16 protein-coding genes are annotated in these 16,384 nt (G+C 68.6%); 4 read left to right on the forward strand and 12 right to left on the reverse strand.

What is annotated here, in order from left to right; genetic code table 11:
• The first annotated feature begins 24 nt into the window (after positions 1-24).
• Positions 25-1,407, forward strand: a complete 1,383-nt coding sequence (locus NP80_RS11040; protein ID WP_006411325.1) for an amidohydrolase family protein — start codon at positions 25-27, stop codon at positions 1,405-1,407.
• A gap of 288 nt (positions 1,408-1,695) precedes the next feature.
• Positions 1,696-2,937 carry an NAD(P)/FAD-dependent oxidoreductase gene (locus tag NP80_RS11045; RefSeq protein ID WP_006411328.1) on the forward strand — a complete coding sequence of 414 codons (1,242 nt, stop codon included), beginning with the start codon at positions 1,696-1,698 and terminating at the stop codon, positions 2,935-2,937.
• A 26-nt stretch (positions 2,938-2,963) separates the two neighbouring features.
• Here the strand turns inward: NP80_RS11045 and NP80_RS11050 are convergent, their stop codons facing one another.
• From NP80_RS11050 to NP80_RS11090, 9 genes are all read right to left on the reverse strand, one after another.
• Entirely contained in the window at positions 2,964-3,725 is a 762-nt protein-coding gene (locus tag NP80_RS11050; protein WP_006411326.1) for a FadR/GntR family transcriptional regulator, read from the reverse strand.
• Positions 3,726-3,793: 68 nt separating this feature from the next.
• A complete protein-coding gene (locus NP80_RS11055) occupies positions 3,794-4,684 on the reverse strand; it encodes an L-fucono-1,5-lactonase (protein WP_035947821.1) in 891 nt (296 codons plus the stop codon).
• Positions 4,685-4,757: 73 nt separating this feature from the next.
• A complete protein-coding gene (locus NP80_RS11060) occupies positions 4,758-5,699 on the reverse strand; it encodes an ABC transporter substrate-binding protein (protein WP_006406073.1) in 942 nt (313 codons plus the stop codon).
• Positions 5,700-5,767: 68 nt separating this feature from the next.
• Positions 5,768-6,805 (reverse strand): ABC transporter permease, encoded by a 1,038-nt coding sequence (locus tag NP80_RS11065; protein ID WP_006406072.1) that lies wholly within the window; start codon positions 6,803-6,805, stop codon positions 5,768-5,770.
• A 21-nt stretch (positions 6,806-6,826) separates the two neighbouring features.
• Positions 6,827-8,365 (reverse strand): sugar ABC transporter ATP-binding protein, encoded by a 1,539-nt coding sequence (locus tag NP80_RS11070; RefSeq protein ID WP_006411331.1) that lies wholly within the window; start codon positions 8,363-8,365, stop codon positions 6,827-6,829.
• 18 nt (positions 8,366-8,383) lie between these two features.
• Positions 8,384-9,160 (reverse strand): SDR family oxidoreductase, encoded by a 777-nt coding sequence (locus NP80_RS11075; protein ID WP_006406070.1) that lies wholly within the window; start codon positions 9,158-9,160, stop codon positions 8,384-8,386.
• Positions 9,161-9,218: 58 nt separating this feature from the next.
• Complete coding sequence (locus NP80_RS11080; RefSeq protein ID WP_006411324.1) at positions 9,219-10,496, reverse strand: L-fuconate dehydratase; 1,278 nt, start codon at positions 10,494-10,496, stop codon at positions 9,219-9,221.
• Between the two features lie 23 nt (positions 10,497-10,519).
• On the reverse strand, positions 10,520-11,362 hold the full coding sequence (locus NP80_RS11085; RefSeq protein ID WP_006411332.1) for an ureidoglycolate lyase: 843 nt from the start codon (positions 11,360-11,362) through the stop codon (positions 10,520-10,522).
• A 32-nt stretch (positions 11,363-11,394) separates the two neighbouring features.
• Positions 11,395-12,159 (reverse strand): SDR family oxidoreductase, encoded by a 765-nt coding sequence (locus tag NP80_RS11090; protein ID WP_006411321.1) that lies wholly within the window; start codon positions 12,157-12,159, stop codon positions 11,395-11,397.
• 672 nt (positions 12,160-12,831) lie between these two features.
• Here NP80_RS11090 and NP80_RS11095 point away from each other — a divergent pair.
• Together NP80_RS11095 and NP80_RS11100 are read left to right on the forward strand one after the other, a co-directional pair.
• Positions 12,832-13,122, forward strand: a complete 291-nt coding sequence (locus tag NP80_RS11095; RefSeq protein ID WP_006396408.1) for a DUF3331 domain-containing protein — start codon at positions 12,832-12,834, stop codon at positions 13,120-13,122.
• Between the two features lie 256 nt (positions 13,123-13,378).
• A complete protein-coding gene (locus NP80_RS11100) occupies positions 13,379-13,678 on the forward strand; it encodes a DUF4148 domain-containing protein (protein WP_006396407.1) in 300 nt (99 codons plus the stop codon).
• 189 nt (positions 13,679-13,867) lie between these two features.
• Here the strand turns inward: NP80_RS11100 and NP80_RS11105 are convergent, their stop codons facing one another.
• From NP80_RS11105 to NP80_RS11115, 3 genes are read right to left on the reverse strand one after another with little or no spacing between them, the layout of a single operon-like run.
• A complete protein-coding gene (locus tag NP80_RS11105; protein ID WP_006406065.1) occupies positions 13,868-14,848 on the reverse strand; it encodes an alpha/beta hydrolase in 981 nt (326 codons plus the stop codon).
• A 17-nt stretch (positions 14,849-14,865) separates the two neighbouring features.
• Positions 14,866-15,354: a thioesterase family protein gene (locus NP80_RS11110; RefSeq protein ID WP_006409132.1), complete on the reverse strand. Its 489-nt coding sequence runs from the start codon at positions 15,352-15,354 to the stop codon at positions 14,866-14,868.
• Between the two features lie 6 nt (positions 15,355-15,360).
• Positions 15,361-16,326, reverse strand: a complete 966-nt coding sequence (locus tag NP80_RS11115; protein ID WP_006406063.1) for an L-carnitine dehydrogenase — start codon at positions 16,324-16,326, stop codon at positions 15,361-15,363.
• Positions 16,327-16,384: the final 58 nt, after the last annotated feature.

The raw sequence follows: 16,384 nt of genomic DNA on the forward strand, positions 1-16,384 counted from the left end.
CTATCTTTACGAGGAAACCGAATCGTGAGTCTTCCGTCTGCTTCCCTGCTGATTCGCCGCCCGCTCGCGATCATGAGCGGCCGCACGGGCGCCGCCGCGCGGCTCACCCGCGCCGACCTGCGCGTCCGCGACGGCCGGATCGAAGCGATCGCGCCCGATCTCGCGCCGCAGCCCGGCGAGCGTGTGATCGACGCGCGCGACTGCGTCGTCTATCCGGGCTGGGTCAACACGCATCACCATCTGTTCCAGAACCTGCTGAAAGCGGTGCCGGCCGGCATCAACGCCGATCTGCAGGCATGGCTCGCGGCGGTGCCCTATCCGCGCGTCGCGCGCTTCACGCCGACGCTCGCGCGCATCGCCGCCCGGCTCGGCTTCGCCGAGCTGCTGCTGTCGGGCGTCACGACCTGCGCCGATCATCACTACCTGTATCACGCGGGCGGCACCACCGAGACCGGCGACCTGCTGTTCGACGAAGCGGCCGGCTTCGGCATGCGCTTCGTGCTGTGCCGCGGCGGTGCGCTGCAGGCGGCGGGCGATCATCCGGGATTTGCGGGCACCGCACTGCAGCCCGAGACGCTCGACCGGATGCTCGCGGACATCGAGCGGCTGAAGGCGCGCTATCACGATGCGGGCGATGCATCGATGCGCCGCGTCGTCGTCGCGCCGACGACGCCGACCTTCTCGCTGCCGCCCGACCTGCTGCCCGAAGTCGCGCGTGCGGCGCGCGGGATGGGACTGCGGCTGCACTCGCATCTGTCGGAGACGACGCGCTACGTCGATTTCTGCCGCGAGCGCTACGGGCAGCTGCCGGTCGAGTTCGTCGCCGAGCGCGAATGGCTCGGGCCCGACGTCTGGTTCGCGCATCTGGTCCATCTCGAGCCGACCGAGATCGCACTGCTCGCGGATACGGGCACCGGCTGCGCGCACTGCCCCGTCAGCAATGCGCGGCTCGGTAGCGGCATCGCGCCCGCGCCGCGGATGGCGGCCGCCGGCGTGCCGATGTCGCTGGGCGTCGACGGCGTCGCGTCGAACGAATCGGGCAGCATGACGCACGAAGCGAACTTCGCGTGGCTCGTGCATCGTGCGGCGCACGGCGCGTCGGCGACGACCGTCGAACAGGTATTGCACTGGGGCACGCAGGGCGGCGCACGCGTGCTCGGGCTCGACGCGGTCGGCACGCTCGACGTCGGACAGGCCGCGGATCTCGTGCTGTACGACGTCAGCGGGCCGCGCTTCGCCGGCTTTCACGACCCGGCCGTCGCGCCGGTCACGGCCGGCGAGCCGGCGCCGGTCAAGTACAGCATCGTGAACGGGCGCGTCGTCGTCGACGACGGCGAGATTCCGGGCCTCGATCTGCACGCCCTTCGCCGCGATGCGATCGATGCGGTGCGGCAACTGATCGATTGACCGTCGATCGCCGGTACGCGCAGTTCGGGATCGTCCGCGTCGCGTAACGGCAACTCGGGCTGCGCGAGAACGCGCCATGCGCGGCGATGCGCGACCGACGCATCGCCCACGCCCTCCATCACACCCTTCGCCCGCCCCGCTTCGCAAACGACCTGCCCACCCGCGCCTCTTGGTGCCGCACCCGCTCGCGAGTATGCTTGCAGTTCAAACGAATTCCGGCACAGGGCCACGCAACGGCGCTCACGTGCTGGCCGGCCAACCGCCTCTTCCGTCTATTACCACGCGTTCATGGATTTCGACGTCATCGTTCTCGGCGCGGGCATCGTCGGCGTGTCCGTCGCGCTGCATCTGCAGGACCGTGGCCGCAAGGTCGCATTGGTCGATCGTTCGGCCCCCGGCGAAGGGACGAGCTTCGGCAACGCGGGCCTGATCGAGCGCTCGTCGGTCGAACCGTATCCGTTCCCGCGCAGCCCGTTCACGCTGATGCGCTATGCGCTGAACCGATCGACCGACCTGTACTGGCACAGTGCATCGCTGCCCGCCTTCGCGCCGTGGCTCGCGCGCTTCTGGTGGGAGTCGGCGCCGCAGCGTCACGCAGCTGCCGCACGCGACATGCTGCCGCTGATCGAGCGCTGCATCGTCGAACACGACGCGCTGATCGCCCGCTCCGGCGCGGGCGAGCTCGTGCGCGCGAGCGGCTGGATGGAAGCGTTCCGCACGCCGGCCGCATTCGAGCGCGGCGCGGCCGAGGCGCAGCTCACCGCGCGCCGCCACGGGCTCGGCGTCACGCCGCTCGACGCGGCGGCACTGCTCGCGCAGGAGCCGAGCCTCGCGCCGGGCTTCTGCGGTGCGCTGCACTGGCGCGACCCGAAAAGCGTCGTCGATCCGTCCGCTTTGGTCAAAGCGTATGCGCGGCTGTTCGAGCAAGGCGGCGGCACGCTGCTGTCGGGCGACGCCGCAAGCCTCTCCGCCCGCTCGCCGGGCTGGGCGGTCGCGACCGAGCACGGCACGGTGGCCGCACCGGCCGTCGTCGTCGCGCTCGGCCCGTGGTCCGACACGGTGTTCGCGAAGTTCGGCTACCGCATTCCGCTGCGCGAGAAGCGCGGCTATCACATGCACTACGCGCCGTCCGCGCGCGGCGTACCGTCGGCGCCGATCGTCGATCGCGAATACGGCTACGTGATCGCGCCGATGCGGCGCGGGCTGCGGCTGACGACCGGCGTCGAGATCGCCCGCCGCCGCGTGCCGCCGACCGGCGTGCAGATCGAACGCGCGGAGCGCATCGCGCGGCCGGTGTTCGGCTTCGGCGAACGGCTCGATCCGCAGCCGTGGCTCGGCTTTCGGCCCTGCACGCCCGACATGCGGCCCGTGATCGGCCCGGCGCCGGCGCATCGCGGCATGTGGTTCGCATTCGGCCACAACCACCACGGGCTGACGCTTGGCCCCGTCACGGGCCGGCTGCTCGCGGAAATGATGACGGGCGACACGCCGTTCACCGATCCGGCGCCGTATCGCGCCGATCGCTTCTGACGCGGCGCACGCACGCGCACCGCGCGTCAGTCGAGCGCGCGCCCGAAGATCCGGATCACCTCGTCCAGATGCTCGGCCATCGCGCGGCGCGCGGCCTCGGGGTCGCGCGCGCGGATCGCGTCGAGGATCGCGCGATGTTCGAGTTCCGACCGATGCGGCATGTCGTGCGGCATGTACAGCGACTGCAATCGCTGAAACATCGGATCGTATTTATGCGCGAGCAGCTGCTTGACCATCAGCGCGTAGGCTGCGTTGTCGCTCGCCTCGGCGATGCGGATATGAAACAGCCGGTCGCCCGGATGCGTGACCGAGCCGCTGCGATTGTCCGCCTGATTGCGCTCGAACGCGGCGCCGATCGCGTCGATCTGCGCGTCCGAGGCATGCTTCGCGGCGAGCGACGCGGCTTCGGGCTCGATCAGACGGCGCGCCTGCAGCAGCGCGAACGGCGGGATTTCGGTATCGAGATCGAGCGCAATCCCCAGTTCGGGATCGATCTCGACGACCGCAAGCGGCGCGGCCTTCGCGGCGGCGGCAGGCGCGGGTGCCGTCGCGGCCTCCGGATGGCGCACCTTCACGCCGTCGCCGACACGCACGCTGACGCGCCCACCCACTTCGAGCGCGATCAGCGCCTCGCGCACCGACGTGCGCGACACGCCGAACTGCTCGGCCAGCTCGCGCTCCGGCGGCAGATAGCTGCCCGGCGGAAAATCGCCGGACTCGATCATCGCGGTGAGCCGGTCGGCGATCTGCTGGTAAAGGCGGCGGTTCTGAATCGGCTGGATGGACATACGTCGATGCGGAAAATCGGTTGCGTGGCGAACGGGCCGGCGAAGCGGGCGAATCGTGCGCGCGTATTTTATAGGCGCGCGCCGGACGGTTCCGGCAGCGCGTAGCAGCGCGCGGCCGTCCCGCCCCACAGCGCGCTGCGCTCGGCCGCCGACAGCCGCGACTCGGCCCATCGCTCGACGAGCGACGCCACTTCGTCGTACGACGCGGCCAGCAGGCACACGGGCCAGTCCGATCCGAACATCAGCCGCTGCGGGCCGAGCGCGTCGAGCGCCGCATCGAGACACTGCTCGATGTGCCGGATGTCCGACGCGCGCAGTCCGCGCCGCCAGTCGGCCTCGGTCACGAGGCCCGACAGCTTGCACACGACGTGCGGCAGCGCGGCCAGTTCGCGCAACGCGGCACGCCAGCGCGCGAGCGCCGTATCGTCGCGGTCGAATTCGGCGAGTGCCGGCTTGCCCGCGTGGTCGAGCACGAGCCAGTGTGCGTCGTGCCGCGCGCAGAACGCCTGCACGTCCGGCAGCTGGCGTTCGAACACGAGTACGTCGTACACGTAGCCGTTCGCCTGCAGCCACGCGACGCCGCGCGTGAAATCGGCATCGTCGACGAACGCGCGCACGTCGGCTTCGTCCTGCAGCTGATGGCGAAACCCGCGCAACTTCGTGCCACGCCACTCGGCGACGCGCTCGGCCAGTTGCGGCGCGCGCAAGTCCTCCCAGCCGACCACCGCCGCGATACGCGCCTCGTCGCGCGCGAGGTCGAGCAGGAACGCGGTTTCGTCGCGGCCCGCGCGCGCCTGCACGGCGATCGACGCGCCGAGCGCCTGCGCATGCATCAGCGGGTGCAGCGCGTCCGGCAGATAGTCGCGCGCGAGCACGCCCATCCCGGCACCGATCCACGGATAGTCGGCGGCCCGATAGCGCCAGAAGTGCTGATGGGAATCGATACGCAATGCGCCCATGATGTCCTCGTATGCCGTCGTTCGGCGCGACCGCACGCGTGCGCGACCGCGCGTGCGACGTCGCCCGCAACGTTCAGTCGTACAGCACCGCCTTGATCTTCGGGTCGTCGATGTTGGTCTTGTCGTACCAGTAGAAGCCGGTATCGATGACCTTCGGCAGCTTCTCGCCCTTGATCGCCTTCACGGCGGCCTCGACGGTCTTGTAGCCGATGCCGATCGGGTTCTGCGTGATCGCGCCGGCCATCAGCCCGCTGCGGATCGCGTCCTTCTGCTGCTTGCCCGAATCGTAGCCGACGATCACGACCTTGCGCTTCATCTCGCGCACGCCGTTGACGACGCCGATCGCCGAGCCTTCGTTGGTGCCGAACAGCCCCTTGAGCTTCGGATAGGCCTGCAGGATCGACTTCGTCACCTCGGTCGATTTCAATTGATCGCCTTCGCCGTACTGCACGGTGACGACCTGCACCTTCGGATGCGCAGCCTTCATCCGGTCGAGAAAACCGTCGCGCCGATCGATGCCGGTGCGGCTCGTCTGATCGTGCGCGACCACGGCGACCTGCCCTTCATCGCCGATCAGCGCGGCGAGCTTGTCGGCGGCGAGCGCGGCGGCCGCCTTGTTGTTGGTCGTCGCGGTGGTCACGGGGATGTCGCTGTCGACGCCCGAGTCGAATGCGATCACCGGAATCTTCTCCGCCTGCGCCTTCTTCAGCAGCGGCAGCGCGGCCTTGCTGTCGAGCGCGGCAAAGCCGACCGCGGCCGGTTTCTTCGCGATCGCGGCGGACAGCATGTCGATCTGCTTGTCGACCATTGCCTCCGTTTCGGGGCCTTCGAACGTCACCCTCACGTGGTAGTCGTTCGCGGCCTGCATCGCGCCCGACTTCACGGCCTGCCAGAACTGATGCTGGAAGCCTTTCGAGATCAGCGGGATGTAGCTTTCCTGCGCGTGCGCGCCGGTCGCGATGCCCGCGGCGAACGTCAGTCCGACGATCGCGTTCAACACCTTGCTCCTGATCACTTCGCGTCTCCTTGGTTATATCCGCTGGAATGCCGGCCCGGCCGGCGGTGATGCGCAGCCTGCGTGCGTCAGCGGCGTCGCCGGCGCAGGATGTCGACGTAGACGGCGAGGATGATGATCACGCCCGTCACGACGGTCTGCCATTCCTGCGCGACCGACATGATGCGCAGCCCGTTGGTCAGCACGCTCATGATGAACGCGCCGATGATCGTGCCGGCGATACTGCCCGCGCCGCCGGACAGCGACGTGCCGCCGATCACGACCGCCGCGATCGCGTCGAGCTCGTAGCCCTGCCCGAGCGCCGGCTGCGCGGAGTTCAGGCGCGACGCGATCAGCAGGCCCGCGATCCCGCATACCGCGCCACTGAACGTATAGACGGCGATCTTCCACGCGTCGACGTTCACGCCGGACAGCCGCAGCGCCTCCTCGTTGCTGCCGAGTGCGAACGTATAGCGGCCGAAGATCGTGCGATTCAGCACGATCGACGCGCCGACCGCGACGACGAACAGGATCAGCACCGCGTTCGGAATCGGCAGTGCCGGAACGAGATGGCCGATCAGCGAATCCTGCGCGATCGCGGTGAAGCCGGGCGTGTCGTTGAAATAGATCGGCCGAGTGCCGGAGATCACGAGCGACAGCCCCTTGAGCAGCATCATCATGCCGAGCGTCGCGATGAACGGCGGCACCTTCATCTTCGCGATGACGAAACCGGACACGCAGCCCGACAGCGCGCCGAAGCCGAGCGCGGCCGCGATCCCGAGCGGCAGCGGCATCCCCCAGTTCGTCAGCACGACGCCGGCCATCACCGCGCAGAACGTCATCAGCGTGCCGACCGACAGATCGATGCCCGACGTGATGATCACGTACGTGCAGGCGACCGCCAGCACGCCGTTCACCGCGGTGGCCTGCAGGATCGCGACGAGGTTGTCGACTTCGAGGAAGTTCGGCGATGCGGCGCCGAAGAACACGATCAGCAGCACGAGGCTCGCGAATGCGAGCAGGCGCTGCCGCGTCGCCGGATTGAACAGGCGCGCGCGAAGGCCCGACGCGGCGGCCGGCGCGTCGCCGGAAGCAAGGGGCGGAACGGGATGCGTATCGTTGGACATGACGGACCCTGAACGGCTGACTCACGACAAAACGGTCGACTCGCGCTGCGTCGCGAGCTGCATGATCTTTTCCTGCGTCGCCTCGGCGGCGCTCAGCTCGCCGGTCACGCGCCCTTCGCACATCACGAGGATCCGGTGGCTCATGCGCAGCACCTCGGGCAGTTCGGACGAGATCATCACGATGGCCTTGCCGTCCGCGGCGAGCGCGTCGAGCAATTTGTAGATCTCGCTTTTCGCGCCGACGTCGATGCCGCGCGTTGGCTCGTCGAAGAACAGGATGTCGCAGTCGCGCAGCAGCCACTTCGCGATCACGATCTTCTGCTGGTTGCCGCCGGACAGCAGCCTCACCGGCTGCGCGACCGACGGCGTGCGGATCGCGAGCTGGCGCACGTATGCGTGCGCGGTGTCGCGCAGCGCGCGCGCATCGACGAACAGGCCGCGGCGCACGAAGCGGCGCAGGCTCGACAGCGCGATGTTGTTCTGCACGTCCATCCCGAGCGCGAGCCCGAAGTGCTTGCGGTCCTCGGACAGATAGCCGATGCCGTGCGCGACGGCGTCTGCCGGCGTGCGGATCGTCACGCGCTTGCCGTGCACGCGGATCTCGCCCGCGTCGACCGGATCGGCGCCGAACACGGCGCGCGCGACCTCCGTGCGGCCCGCCCCCATCAGCCCCGCGAAGCCGAGAATCTCGCCGCGGCGCACCGTAAAGCCGACGTCGCGAATCGCACGGCCGCGCGTGAGGCCGCGCACGTCGAGCGCGACCGCGTTCGACGACGTATCGGGCGGCGTGCGAAACGCGCTGTCGAGCTGGCGGCCGACCATCATCGCGATGATCGCGTCCGTCGAGGTCTGCGCCATCGACACGGTCGCGACGTATTTGCCGTCGCGCATGACCGTCACGCGATCGGCGATCTGACGCAGCTCGTCCATCTTGTGCGAGATGTAGACGATGCCGACGCCGTGCGCGCGCAGCTCGCGGATGATGCGGAACAACTCGGCGATCTCGGCGTCGTTCAGCGCGGCGGTCGGCTCGTCCATGATCAGCACGCGCGAATCGAACGACAGCGCCTTCGCGATCTCGACCATCTGCTGCTTCGCGACCGTCAGCCGGCCGACCCGCGTGCGCGGGTCGAGATCGAGGCGCATCCGCGCGAAGATCGCGGCCGCGTCGCGATTCAGCTTGTCCTCGTCGACGAACACGCGCAGGCGCCCGCGCGGCTCGCGGCCGATGAAGATGTTCTGCGCAACGCTCAGATGATTCATCAGGTTCAGTTCCTGATGGATGATCGCGATGCCGTGCGCCTGCGCGGCGCGCGGATCGGCGATGTCGACTTCGCGGCCGTCCATCAGGATCTCGCCGGCATCCTTCGGGTAGACGCCCGCGAGGATCTTCATCAGCGTCGACTTGCCGGCGCCGTTCTCGCCCATCAGCGCGTGCACTTCACCGGCGTACAGCTCGAAGCGGCAATCGTCGAGCGCCTGCACGCCGGGAAAGCGCTTGCAGATGCCGCGCAGCGCGATCAGCGGCGCGGCGGCTTCGGCGTTCGGATCGGGTTGCATGAGGCCTATCCGTCGCGTTCAGACGAGCGCACGATCGAGATGCGTATAGCCGCCGTCGACGAACAGCCATTCGCCCGTCGTGTGCGACGCGCGCGGCGACAGCAGGAACACGGCCGTATCGGCGATCTCGTCGGGTGTCGTGAAGCGCTTGCCGAGCGGCACCTTCGCCGCGATCTCGGCGAGCTTCGCCTCGGGATCCTCGAACGTCGCGATCCAGTTCCGGTAGAGCGGCGTCATGACCTCGGCCGGAATCACGGCGTTCACGCGCACGCCGTGCTCGCGCAGCGCGACCGCCCATTCGCGCGTCAGCGCGAGCTGCGCGCCCTTCGACGCGCAATAGCCGCTCGTATTGCCCTGCCCGGTCACGGCCGTCTTCGACGAGATGTTGACGATCGCGCCGCGCGTCGCCTTCAGATGCGGCACGCAGTAATGCGCCATCGCGTAGTAGTGGATCAGGTTGCGCTCGAGCGATGCGACGAACGCGTCGCGCCCTGCGTCGAGCCCGATGCCGTCGTTGACGCCCGCGTTGTTCACGAGCCCGTCGAGGCGTCCGAACGTCGCGATCGTCTGAGCGACCGCGTCGCGGCATTGCGCATCGTCCTGCAGCTCGACCGGCAGATACGTCGCGCGCGGCTGCCGTTGCGCGAGCGCGTCGAGGAACGCGCCGTCGGGCGCGTGGCGCGCGAACACGACCGGAATCGCGCGTTCTTCGGCGAGCCGCATCGAGATCGCGCCGCCGATGCCCGACGCGCCGCCCGTCACGATCACGACCTTGTCCTGCAGATTCAGATCCACTTCGCGTCTCCGTCGTTCATGTCGCGGCCGTGCAGGCCGTCTGTCGGCCGCATTTGCGTCAGCCGCGGAACCGGTATTGCTCGAGCGAGGCGGGCTTCATCTCGATCGAGAAGCCCGGCGCGCTCGGCGGCAGGTACGCCGCGTCGCGCACGACGCACGGCTCGACGAAATGCTCGTGCAGATGATCGACGTACTCGGTCACGCGCCCCTCCTTCGTGCCCGCGATGCACACGTAGTCGATCATCGACAGGTGCTGCACGTACTCGCAGAGCCCGACGCCCCCCGCATGCGGGCACACGGGCAGCCCGTACTTCGCGGCCATCAGCATCACCGCGAGAATCTCGTTCACGCCGCCGAGCCGGCACGCGTCGATCTGCACGACGTCGATCGCGCGACGCTCGATGAACTGCTTGAACAGCACGCGGTTCTGGCACATTTCGCCGGTCGCGACCTGCACCGGCGCGATCGCCTCGCGGATCTTGCGATGCCCTTCGACGTCGTCGGGGCTCGTCGGCTCCTCGATGAACCACGGCCGCGCGAACGCGAGCGCACGCACCCAGTCGATCGCTTCGCCGACTTCCCACACCTGGTTCGCGTCGATCATCAGCTTGCGGTCCGGGCCGATCACGTCGCGCGCGATCGACACGCGGCGAATGTCGTCGTCGAGATTCGCGCCGACCTTCAGCTTCACGTGATCGAAGCCCGCGTCGACCGCTTCGCGGCAGAGCCGCTGCAGCTTGTCGTCGCTGTAGCCGAGCCAGCCCGCGGAGGTCGTGTAGCACGGATAGCCTTCGCGCTCGAGCACCGCGATCCGGTCGGCCTTGCCGGGCGCCTGGCGGCGCAGCAGGTCGAGCGCCTCGTCCGGCGTCAGGCAGTCGGTCAGATAGCGGAAGTCGATCGCGCGCACGAGCTGCTCGGGGCTCATGTCGGCGACGAGCCGCCAGAGCGGCTTGCCTTCGACCTTCGCCCACAAGTCCCACACCGCGTTGACGATCGCGCCGGTCGCGAGATGGATCGCCCCCTTGTCGGGGCCGATCCAGCGCAGCTGGCTGTCCGACGTCACGTGCCGCCAGAAGCGGCCCATGTCCTCGCGGATCCAGTCGAGATCGAGGCCGACGACGAGATGCCGCATCGCGGCGATCGCCGCGCAGCAGATCTCGTTGCCGCGCCCGATCGTGAACGTGAGTCCGTGCCCTTCGATCCCGTCGCGGTCTGTTTCGAGCACGACGTAGGCGGCCGAGTAGTCGGGATCGGGATTCATCGCGTCGGAGCCGTCGAGCTGGCGCGAGGTCGGAAAGCGCACGTCGAGCACGCGTATCGATCGAATGAGCGTCATGAAGAACCGTCCGCGAAAGAAGGTCAGGCTTGTACCGTGCGCTGGCGCTGCTCGCCCAGCCCGTCGATGCCGAGCGTCATCACCTGCCCGGCACGCAGATAGACGGGCGGCTTCTGGCCGAGCCCCACGCCGGGCGGTGTGCCGGTCGAGATCACGTCGCCCGGCTGCAGGCTCATGAAGCGGCTCAGATAGCTGATCAGGTGGGGCACGCGAAACACCATCGTCGCGGTCGTGCCGTCCTGATAGCGATGACCGTCGACCTCGAGCCACAGACGCAGCGCATGCGGATCGGGCACTTCGTCGGCCGTCACGAGCCACGGTCCGATCGGGCCGAACGTGTCGTTGCCCTTGCCCTTGTCCCACGTGCCGCCGCGTTCGAGCTGATATTCACGCTCCGACACGTCGTTGACGACGCAGTAGCCGGCGACGTGCGACAGCGCATCGGCTTCGGCGATGTAGCGGCCGCCGCGGCCGATTACGACGCCGAGCTCGACTTCCCAGTCGGTCTTCTCCGATCCGCGCGGAATCTCGACGTCGTCGTTCGGCCCCGAGATCGCGCTCGTCCACTTGCCGAACACGACGGGTTCTTTCGGCACGTCCATGCCCGACTCGGCCGCGTGATCCGAATAGTTGAGCCCGATGCAGATGAACTTGCCGACGCGGCCCACGCAGGCGCCGATGCGCGGTGTGCCTTCGACGAGCGGCAGCGACGACGGCGGTATGTCGCGCAGCCGCGCGAGCGACTCCGGTAGCAGCACGTCGCCGGCGATGTCGTCGACCACGCCCGACAGATCGCGGATCTGTCCGTGCGCATCGAGCAAGCCCGGCTTTTCACGATGTTTGTCGCCGAATCTGAGCAGTTTCATGTCGCGTCGATAGGAAAGGAGAATGGGAACGGTCAGTTGGACCAGCCGCCGTCGATCAGATGAATCGCGCCCGTCGTGAACGACGATTCGTCGGAGGCCAGATACAGCGCGAGCGCCGCGACTTCGTCCGGGCTGCCGATGCGGCCCATCGGCTGACGCGCGACGAACGCCTGTCGCACGGTGTCGACCGATACCTGCCGCGCCCGCGCCTGCTCGGCGATCCGCTGCTCGAGCGACGGCGACTCGATCGTGCCCGGGCAGATCGCGTTGCAACGAATGCGCTGCTCGACGAAATCGGCGGCGATCGACTTCGTGAGGCCGATCACGGCCGCCTTCGTCGTCCCGTAGACGAAACGGTTCGGCACGCCCTTCACGCTCGACGCGGCCGAGGCCATGTTGACGATCGACGCGCCACCGGCCGCGATCATCGCGGGCAGCAGCGCGCGCACGAGCCGGTACATCGACGTGACGTTCAGCTGCCACGCGAAGGTCCATGCCGCGTCGTCGCAGTCGAGGATCGAGCCGTGATGGACGTAGCCCGCGCAGTTGAACAGCACGTCGAACGCAGGTTCGGCTGCCGCCAGCGCCGCGATCGCCGTCGCGTCGGTCACGTCGAGCCCGCGCGTGGTCACACGCGTGCCGGCCGCGTCGGCGTCGGCCGCGAGCCGCGCGAGCGCGGCTTCGTCGATGTCCGTCGCCAGTACGTCGGCGCCTTCGCGCGCGAAGCGCAGCGCGGTCGCGCGGCCGATGCCCTGACCGGCGGCCGTGACCAGCGCGCGTTTGCCCTGCAATCTCATGAGCCGCTCTCCGATGACGTCGCCAACGCCCGCAGACCGCCGTACATTGGCGCAATGGACCAAAGGTCCAACCAATCATAGGAAGCGATCCGGCGTTTGTCACGGGCCGGCAATTCAGTGTTTTCCCGAGCGAACGGATCGCGCGACGGCGCCGCGATGCTGCCCTCTCCGGCACGGCGACAGGCTCGCCTCATTCGCCGCACAGCCAATACCGGCGCGGCTTTCAGGCCGTCGCCGCACGCCGCGTCGCGGGCCCTTTCGTCGAAACTGACCGAATCGTCATCTTCGCGTCAGGGTCTCAACGGGCCGCGCGCGCGATCATCCGAAGACCGGGCCGCGCGGTGCGTCGCCAGCGCCCGCCGCCGATCCCTGCGGGCGTCTCCGTCCCCCGGCGGCGCACCCCGTGACTGGGCGAGCAGACACGGTTGCGCGGGCCCGTTTTGCCGCCTCGGACGTTCGCGTCCGGGGCGTTTTTGTGCACGCGTGCGCAAGAAAATAAGCGTGGATTGTTTCTGAATCGGCAAAAGGTAATTCAATCCAGACAGGATGTTTTTTCACGTCACAGACGCTTACATTTACCGCACCACTCATGGAAACCCCTAACGGAAACGCCATCGGGCACTGAGACCTGTTGCCCGGGCGCACACCGCACGAGCTTTAGGAAACGGCACAATGAAGGCTTCCAAATCTTTGCCTGCGCTCGATCCCGCCGACGTCCACGTCGAAATCCTCGAACAGTCCGATACGCTGCTCGTCGTCCGCTGGGTCGAACCCGGCCGCTGCCACTACGGCGAGCAACGCTGGCGCCGCCGCTTCGCGCAGCGCACCGGCACCTGCGCGCTGTCGCGCCAGGTGATCCACCGCGGCGACGAAGTGTTCCGCCCCGCCGAGCGTCCGGCGCCCGCGAATGCCGGCGCGATGATCTCGGCGGCCGAAGTGCTCGGGCTGTCGAGCGGCAAGTAACGCGCTTCGTCGCGCACCGGCATCGCAGTCGCGCCATGCCGGCATGCCACGGCCGCCGCGCGCTTTTCTTCATACTTATTGCGCAAGTTGCAAAGAAAGGCGAATGAAAGATTTATTCTTGCGCCGACTGTTACGACCCAGGAAACAATTTATCGTCAAAATCAGCGTTTACCCTGAGATCGCCGGTCACTACCATGGAGTCAATCGCTCGAGACATGGTGTCGCGAGCGAAGCGAATAAAACACCGGAGGTCATCATGAAATCGCTCGTTATCGCCGTTGCTGCCGCTGCCGCCCTGTCCGCTTCGTTCAGCACGTTCGCCCAAAGCACCGTGACGCGCGCGCAAGTGCGCAACGAACTGGTTCAGCTCGAAAAGGCCGGCTACAAGCCCGGTCTGGCAAGCCCGTACTACCCGAACGACATCCAGGCCGCCGAAGCACGCGTGCATGGCGCGGACGCAAGCGGCTACGGCGCACAGCCGGCGCCGGTCGTCCACTCGGGCGCGCCCGCTGCCGCGACGTCGAACGCACGCGATTCGATCTTCTTCGGCCAGTAAGCCGAAGCGCCCCGAGCGGGCGCCGCGCGTTGCGCGATGAAGCTGTATCCGGACGAGCCCGTCATGCGGGCTCGTCTTTTTTTGCGAAGCACCGCATACCTCCGCCGCCCGGCAACGGGTGGCTTCGCCCGGGCGCATCGCGTCCGGGCGCTTTTTCGTCTGCGGCACGCGAGCCGCGCGGCCGGCCCGCTAGGTATCGGGCGCGAGCAGGAACGCGCCGACCATGCGGTGCAGGCGCGCCGCCTGCGGACTCGTCGCCAGCGCGCGCCAGCAGCCGTGCACGAGCCCCTCGCCCATCCAGTAGCGCGCACGGCCGCCGGCCGCGCGAATCCGTTCGACGTACGCGCGCGCATCGTCGCGCAGCGGATCGTGCTCGGCGCCGATCGCGAGCACCGGCGGCAGTCCGTCGAAACGCGCGGCCTCCAGCGGCAGCGATGCGCGCAGCAGCGGATCCGCGTGCGACGAACGATCGCCGGTGCGCGCCGTTGCCTCGCGTTCGCCCCAGTACCACGCGCGATAGCGATGCACGTCATCGAGCGTCAGCATCGGCGCATGCGCTTCCGTCTCGCGCGCCGGCGATTGCGGTTCGAAGCCGAGCATCGGATAGACGAGCGCGACGCCGTCGATGCCCTCGATGCCGCGCGCGTCCGCATCGCGCAGCACCGTCGCGACGGCCGCCGCGAGATTGCCGCCCGCGCTGTCGCCGGCGAGCGTCAGCGGCGCCGTGCACGGGCCGAACGGCAGGCGCGCATCGCGTGCCGCGCGCGCGACGGCCGCGCAATCCTCGAGCGCGGCCGGCGCACGATGCTCGGGCGCGAGCCGATAGTCGACCGCGATCACCGCGAGGCCCGTATCGGCCGCGAGCCGCGCGGTGATCAGCTGATGACTGTCGAGCGAGCCGACGACGAACCCGCCGCCATGAAAAAACAGCACCGTGCCGCGCGGCGCGCCGTGCGACGGCGCGTAGCGCCGCAGCGCGATCGCCTGGCCGTGCGGCGCGTGCCATACCGCGTCCTGCCGTGCGACGCCGGCCGGCAGCGTCGCGGGCGTCCACGCGGCCGCGAAGCGGTCGTACAGGCGACGCTGCTCGTCGGGCGTGCACGCGGCCGCGCCCGGCGGATACCAAGCGTCGACCGCCGCGACGAACGCCGCGATTTCCGCTTCGAGCATCGCGTGACCCGCGTACGTTAGCGGCGCGGCGGCAGCGCGATCACCCGGCCCGCATACGCGGGCGCCGCGCAATCGCGCTGCAACGCGTGAAGCTCGGCCACACGCGCGGCGACGTCGTCGTCGAACGGCGCCGATTTCGCGCCGCCGCGCGTATCGACGTGCAGCAGCATCTGCTCGCTCGCCGACACCGCACCGTCGTGCCCGTCCGCGAACAGCTCGAGATACAGATGCAGCCGCTTCGCGTCGTGCGCGAGCACGCGCGCATCGACGCGCACGCGCGTGCCTTCCTTGATCTCCTGCAGATAGTTGACGTGCGCTTCGAGCGTATAGACCGAGCGGCCGCACTCGCGACGCGCCGCGTCGTCGAGCCCGATGCGGTCCAGCAGCGCATCGGTCGCGAAGCTGAAGATCAGCAGATAGAACGCGTCGCGCAAATGGCCGTTGTAGTCGACCCACTCTGGCCGCACGACGTCGCGGTAAAGCGTCAGCGGGGTATCGCCGGTCATGTTCGTTCAGTCCTCGAATCGCATCCCATGCCGCGCCTTCACCGCGGCGATCGCCTTCAGCACCTCGGTAATGCACTCGTCGCGATAGCGTTCGAGTTCCTTGATGCTGCGCTTGCCCTGCTGCTCGCTCGTGCCGTCGACGACGCGATCGATCAGTTCGTCGGTCAGCGTCGGCGCGACGAGTTTCGTCCACGGCAGTTCGAGCGCGGGGCCGAACTGCTGCATGAAGTGTCGCATGCCCGCGTCGCCGCCGGCCAGCGTGTAGGTCAGGAACGTCCCCATGAAGGACCAGCGGATGCCTGCACCGAAGCGGATCGCGTCGTCGATTTCGCCGGTCGTCGCGACGCCTTCGTTGACGAGATGCAGCGCCTCGCGCCACAGCGCTTCGAGCAGCCGGTCCGCGATGAAGCCCGGCACTTCCTTGCGCACGTGCAGCGGCCGCATGCCGAGCTTCCGATAGATCGCCATCGCGGCCTCGACCGCTTCGGGCGACGTGCGCGCGCCGCCGAGCACTTCGACGAGCGGCAGCAGATACACGGGATTGAACGGATGGCCGACCACGCAGCGCTCCGGATGCGTCGCGCGCGCATAGAAATCGGTCGGCAGCAGTCCCGACGTCGACGATGCGATGATCGCGTCGGGCTTCGCCGCGCGGCTGATCTGCTCGTGCAGTTCGAGCTTCAGCGCTTCGCGCTCGGGCGCGCTTTCCTGGATGAAGTCGGCGTCGGCGACGCAAGCTTCGATCGTCGACTCGAAACGCAGCCGCGCGGGATCGGCGCCCGCTGCAAGACCGACGCGTTCGAGCGCGGGCCACGCGTTCGCGACGTTCGCCCGCAGCCGCGCTTCCGCGCCCGGCGCCGGATCCCATACCACCACGTCGAGACCGTGCGCGAGCGCGCGGGCGATCCATCCGCTGCCGATCACGCCGGTGCCGATGGCGGCGAACGTCTTGATGTCGGTTATCACTGCCATGTCAACGCATCCTTCAATTCGAGAGAAATCGGACGGCGCGCGCGCATCGTGCGCGCCG

Source organism: Burkholderia multivorans ATCC BAA-247, assembly GCF_000959525.1.
GTDB lineage: Bacteria > Pseudomonadota > Gammaproteobacteria > Burkholderiales > Burkholderiaceae > Burkholderia > Burkholderia multivorans.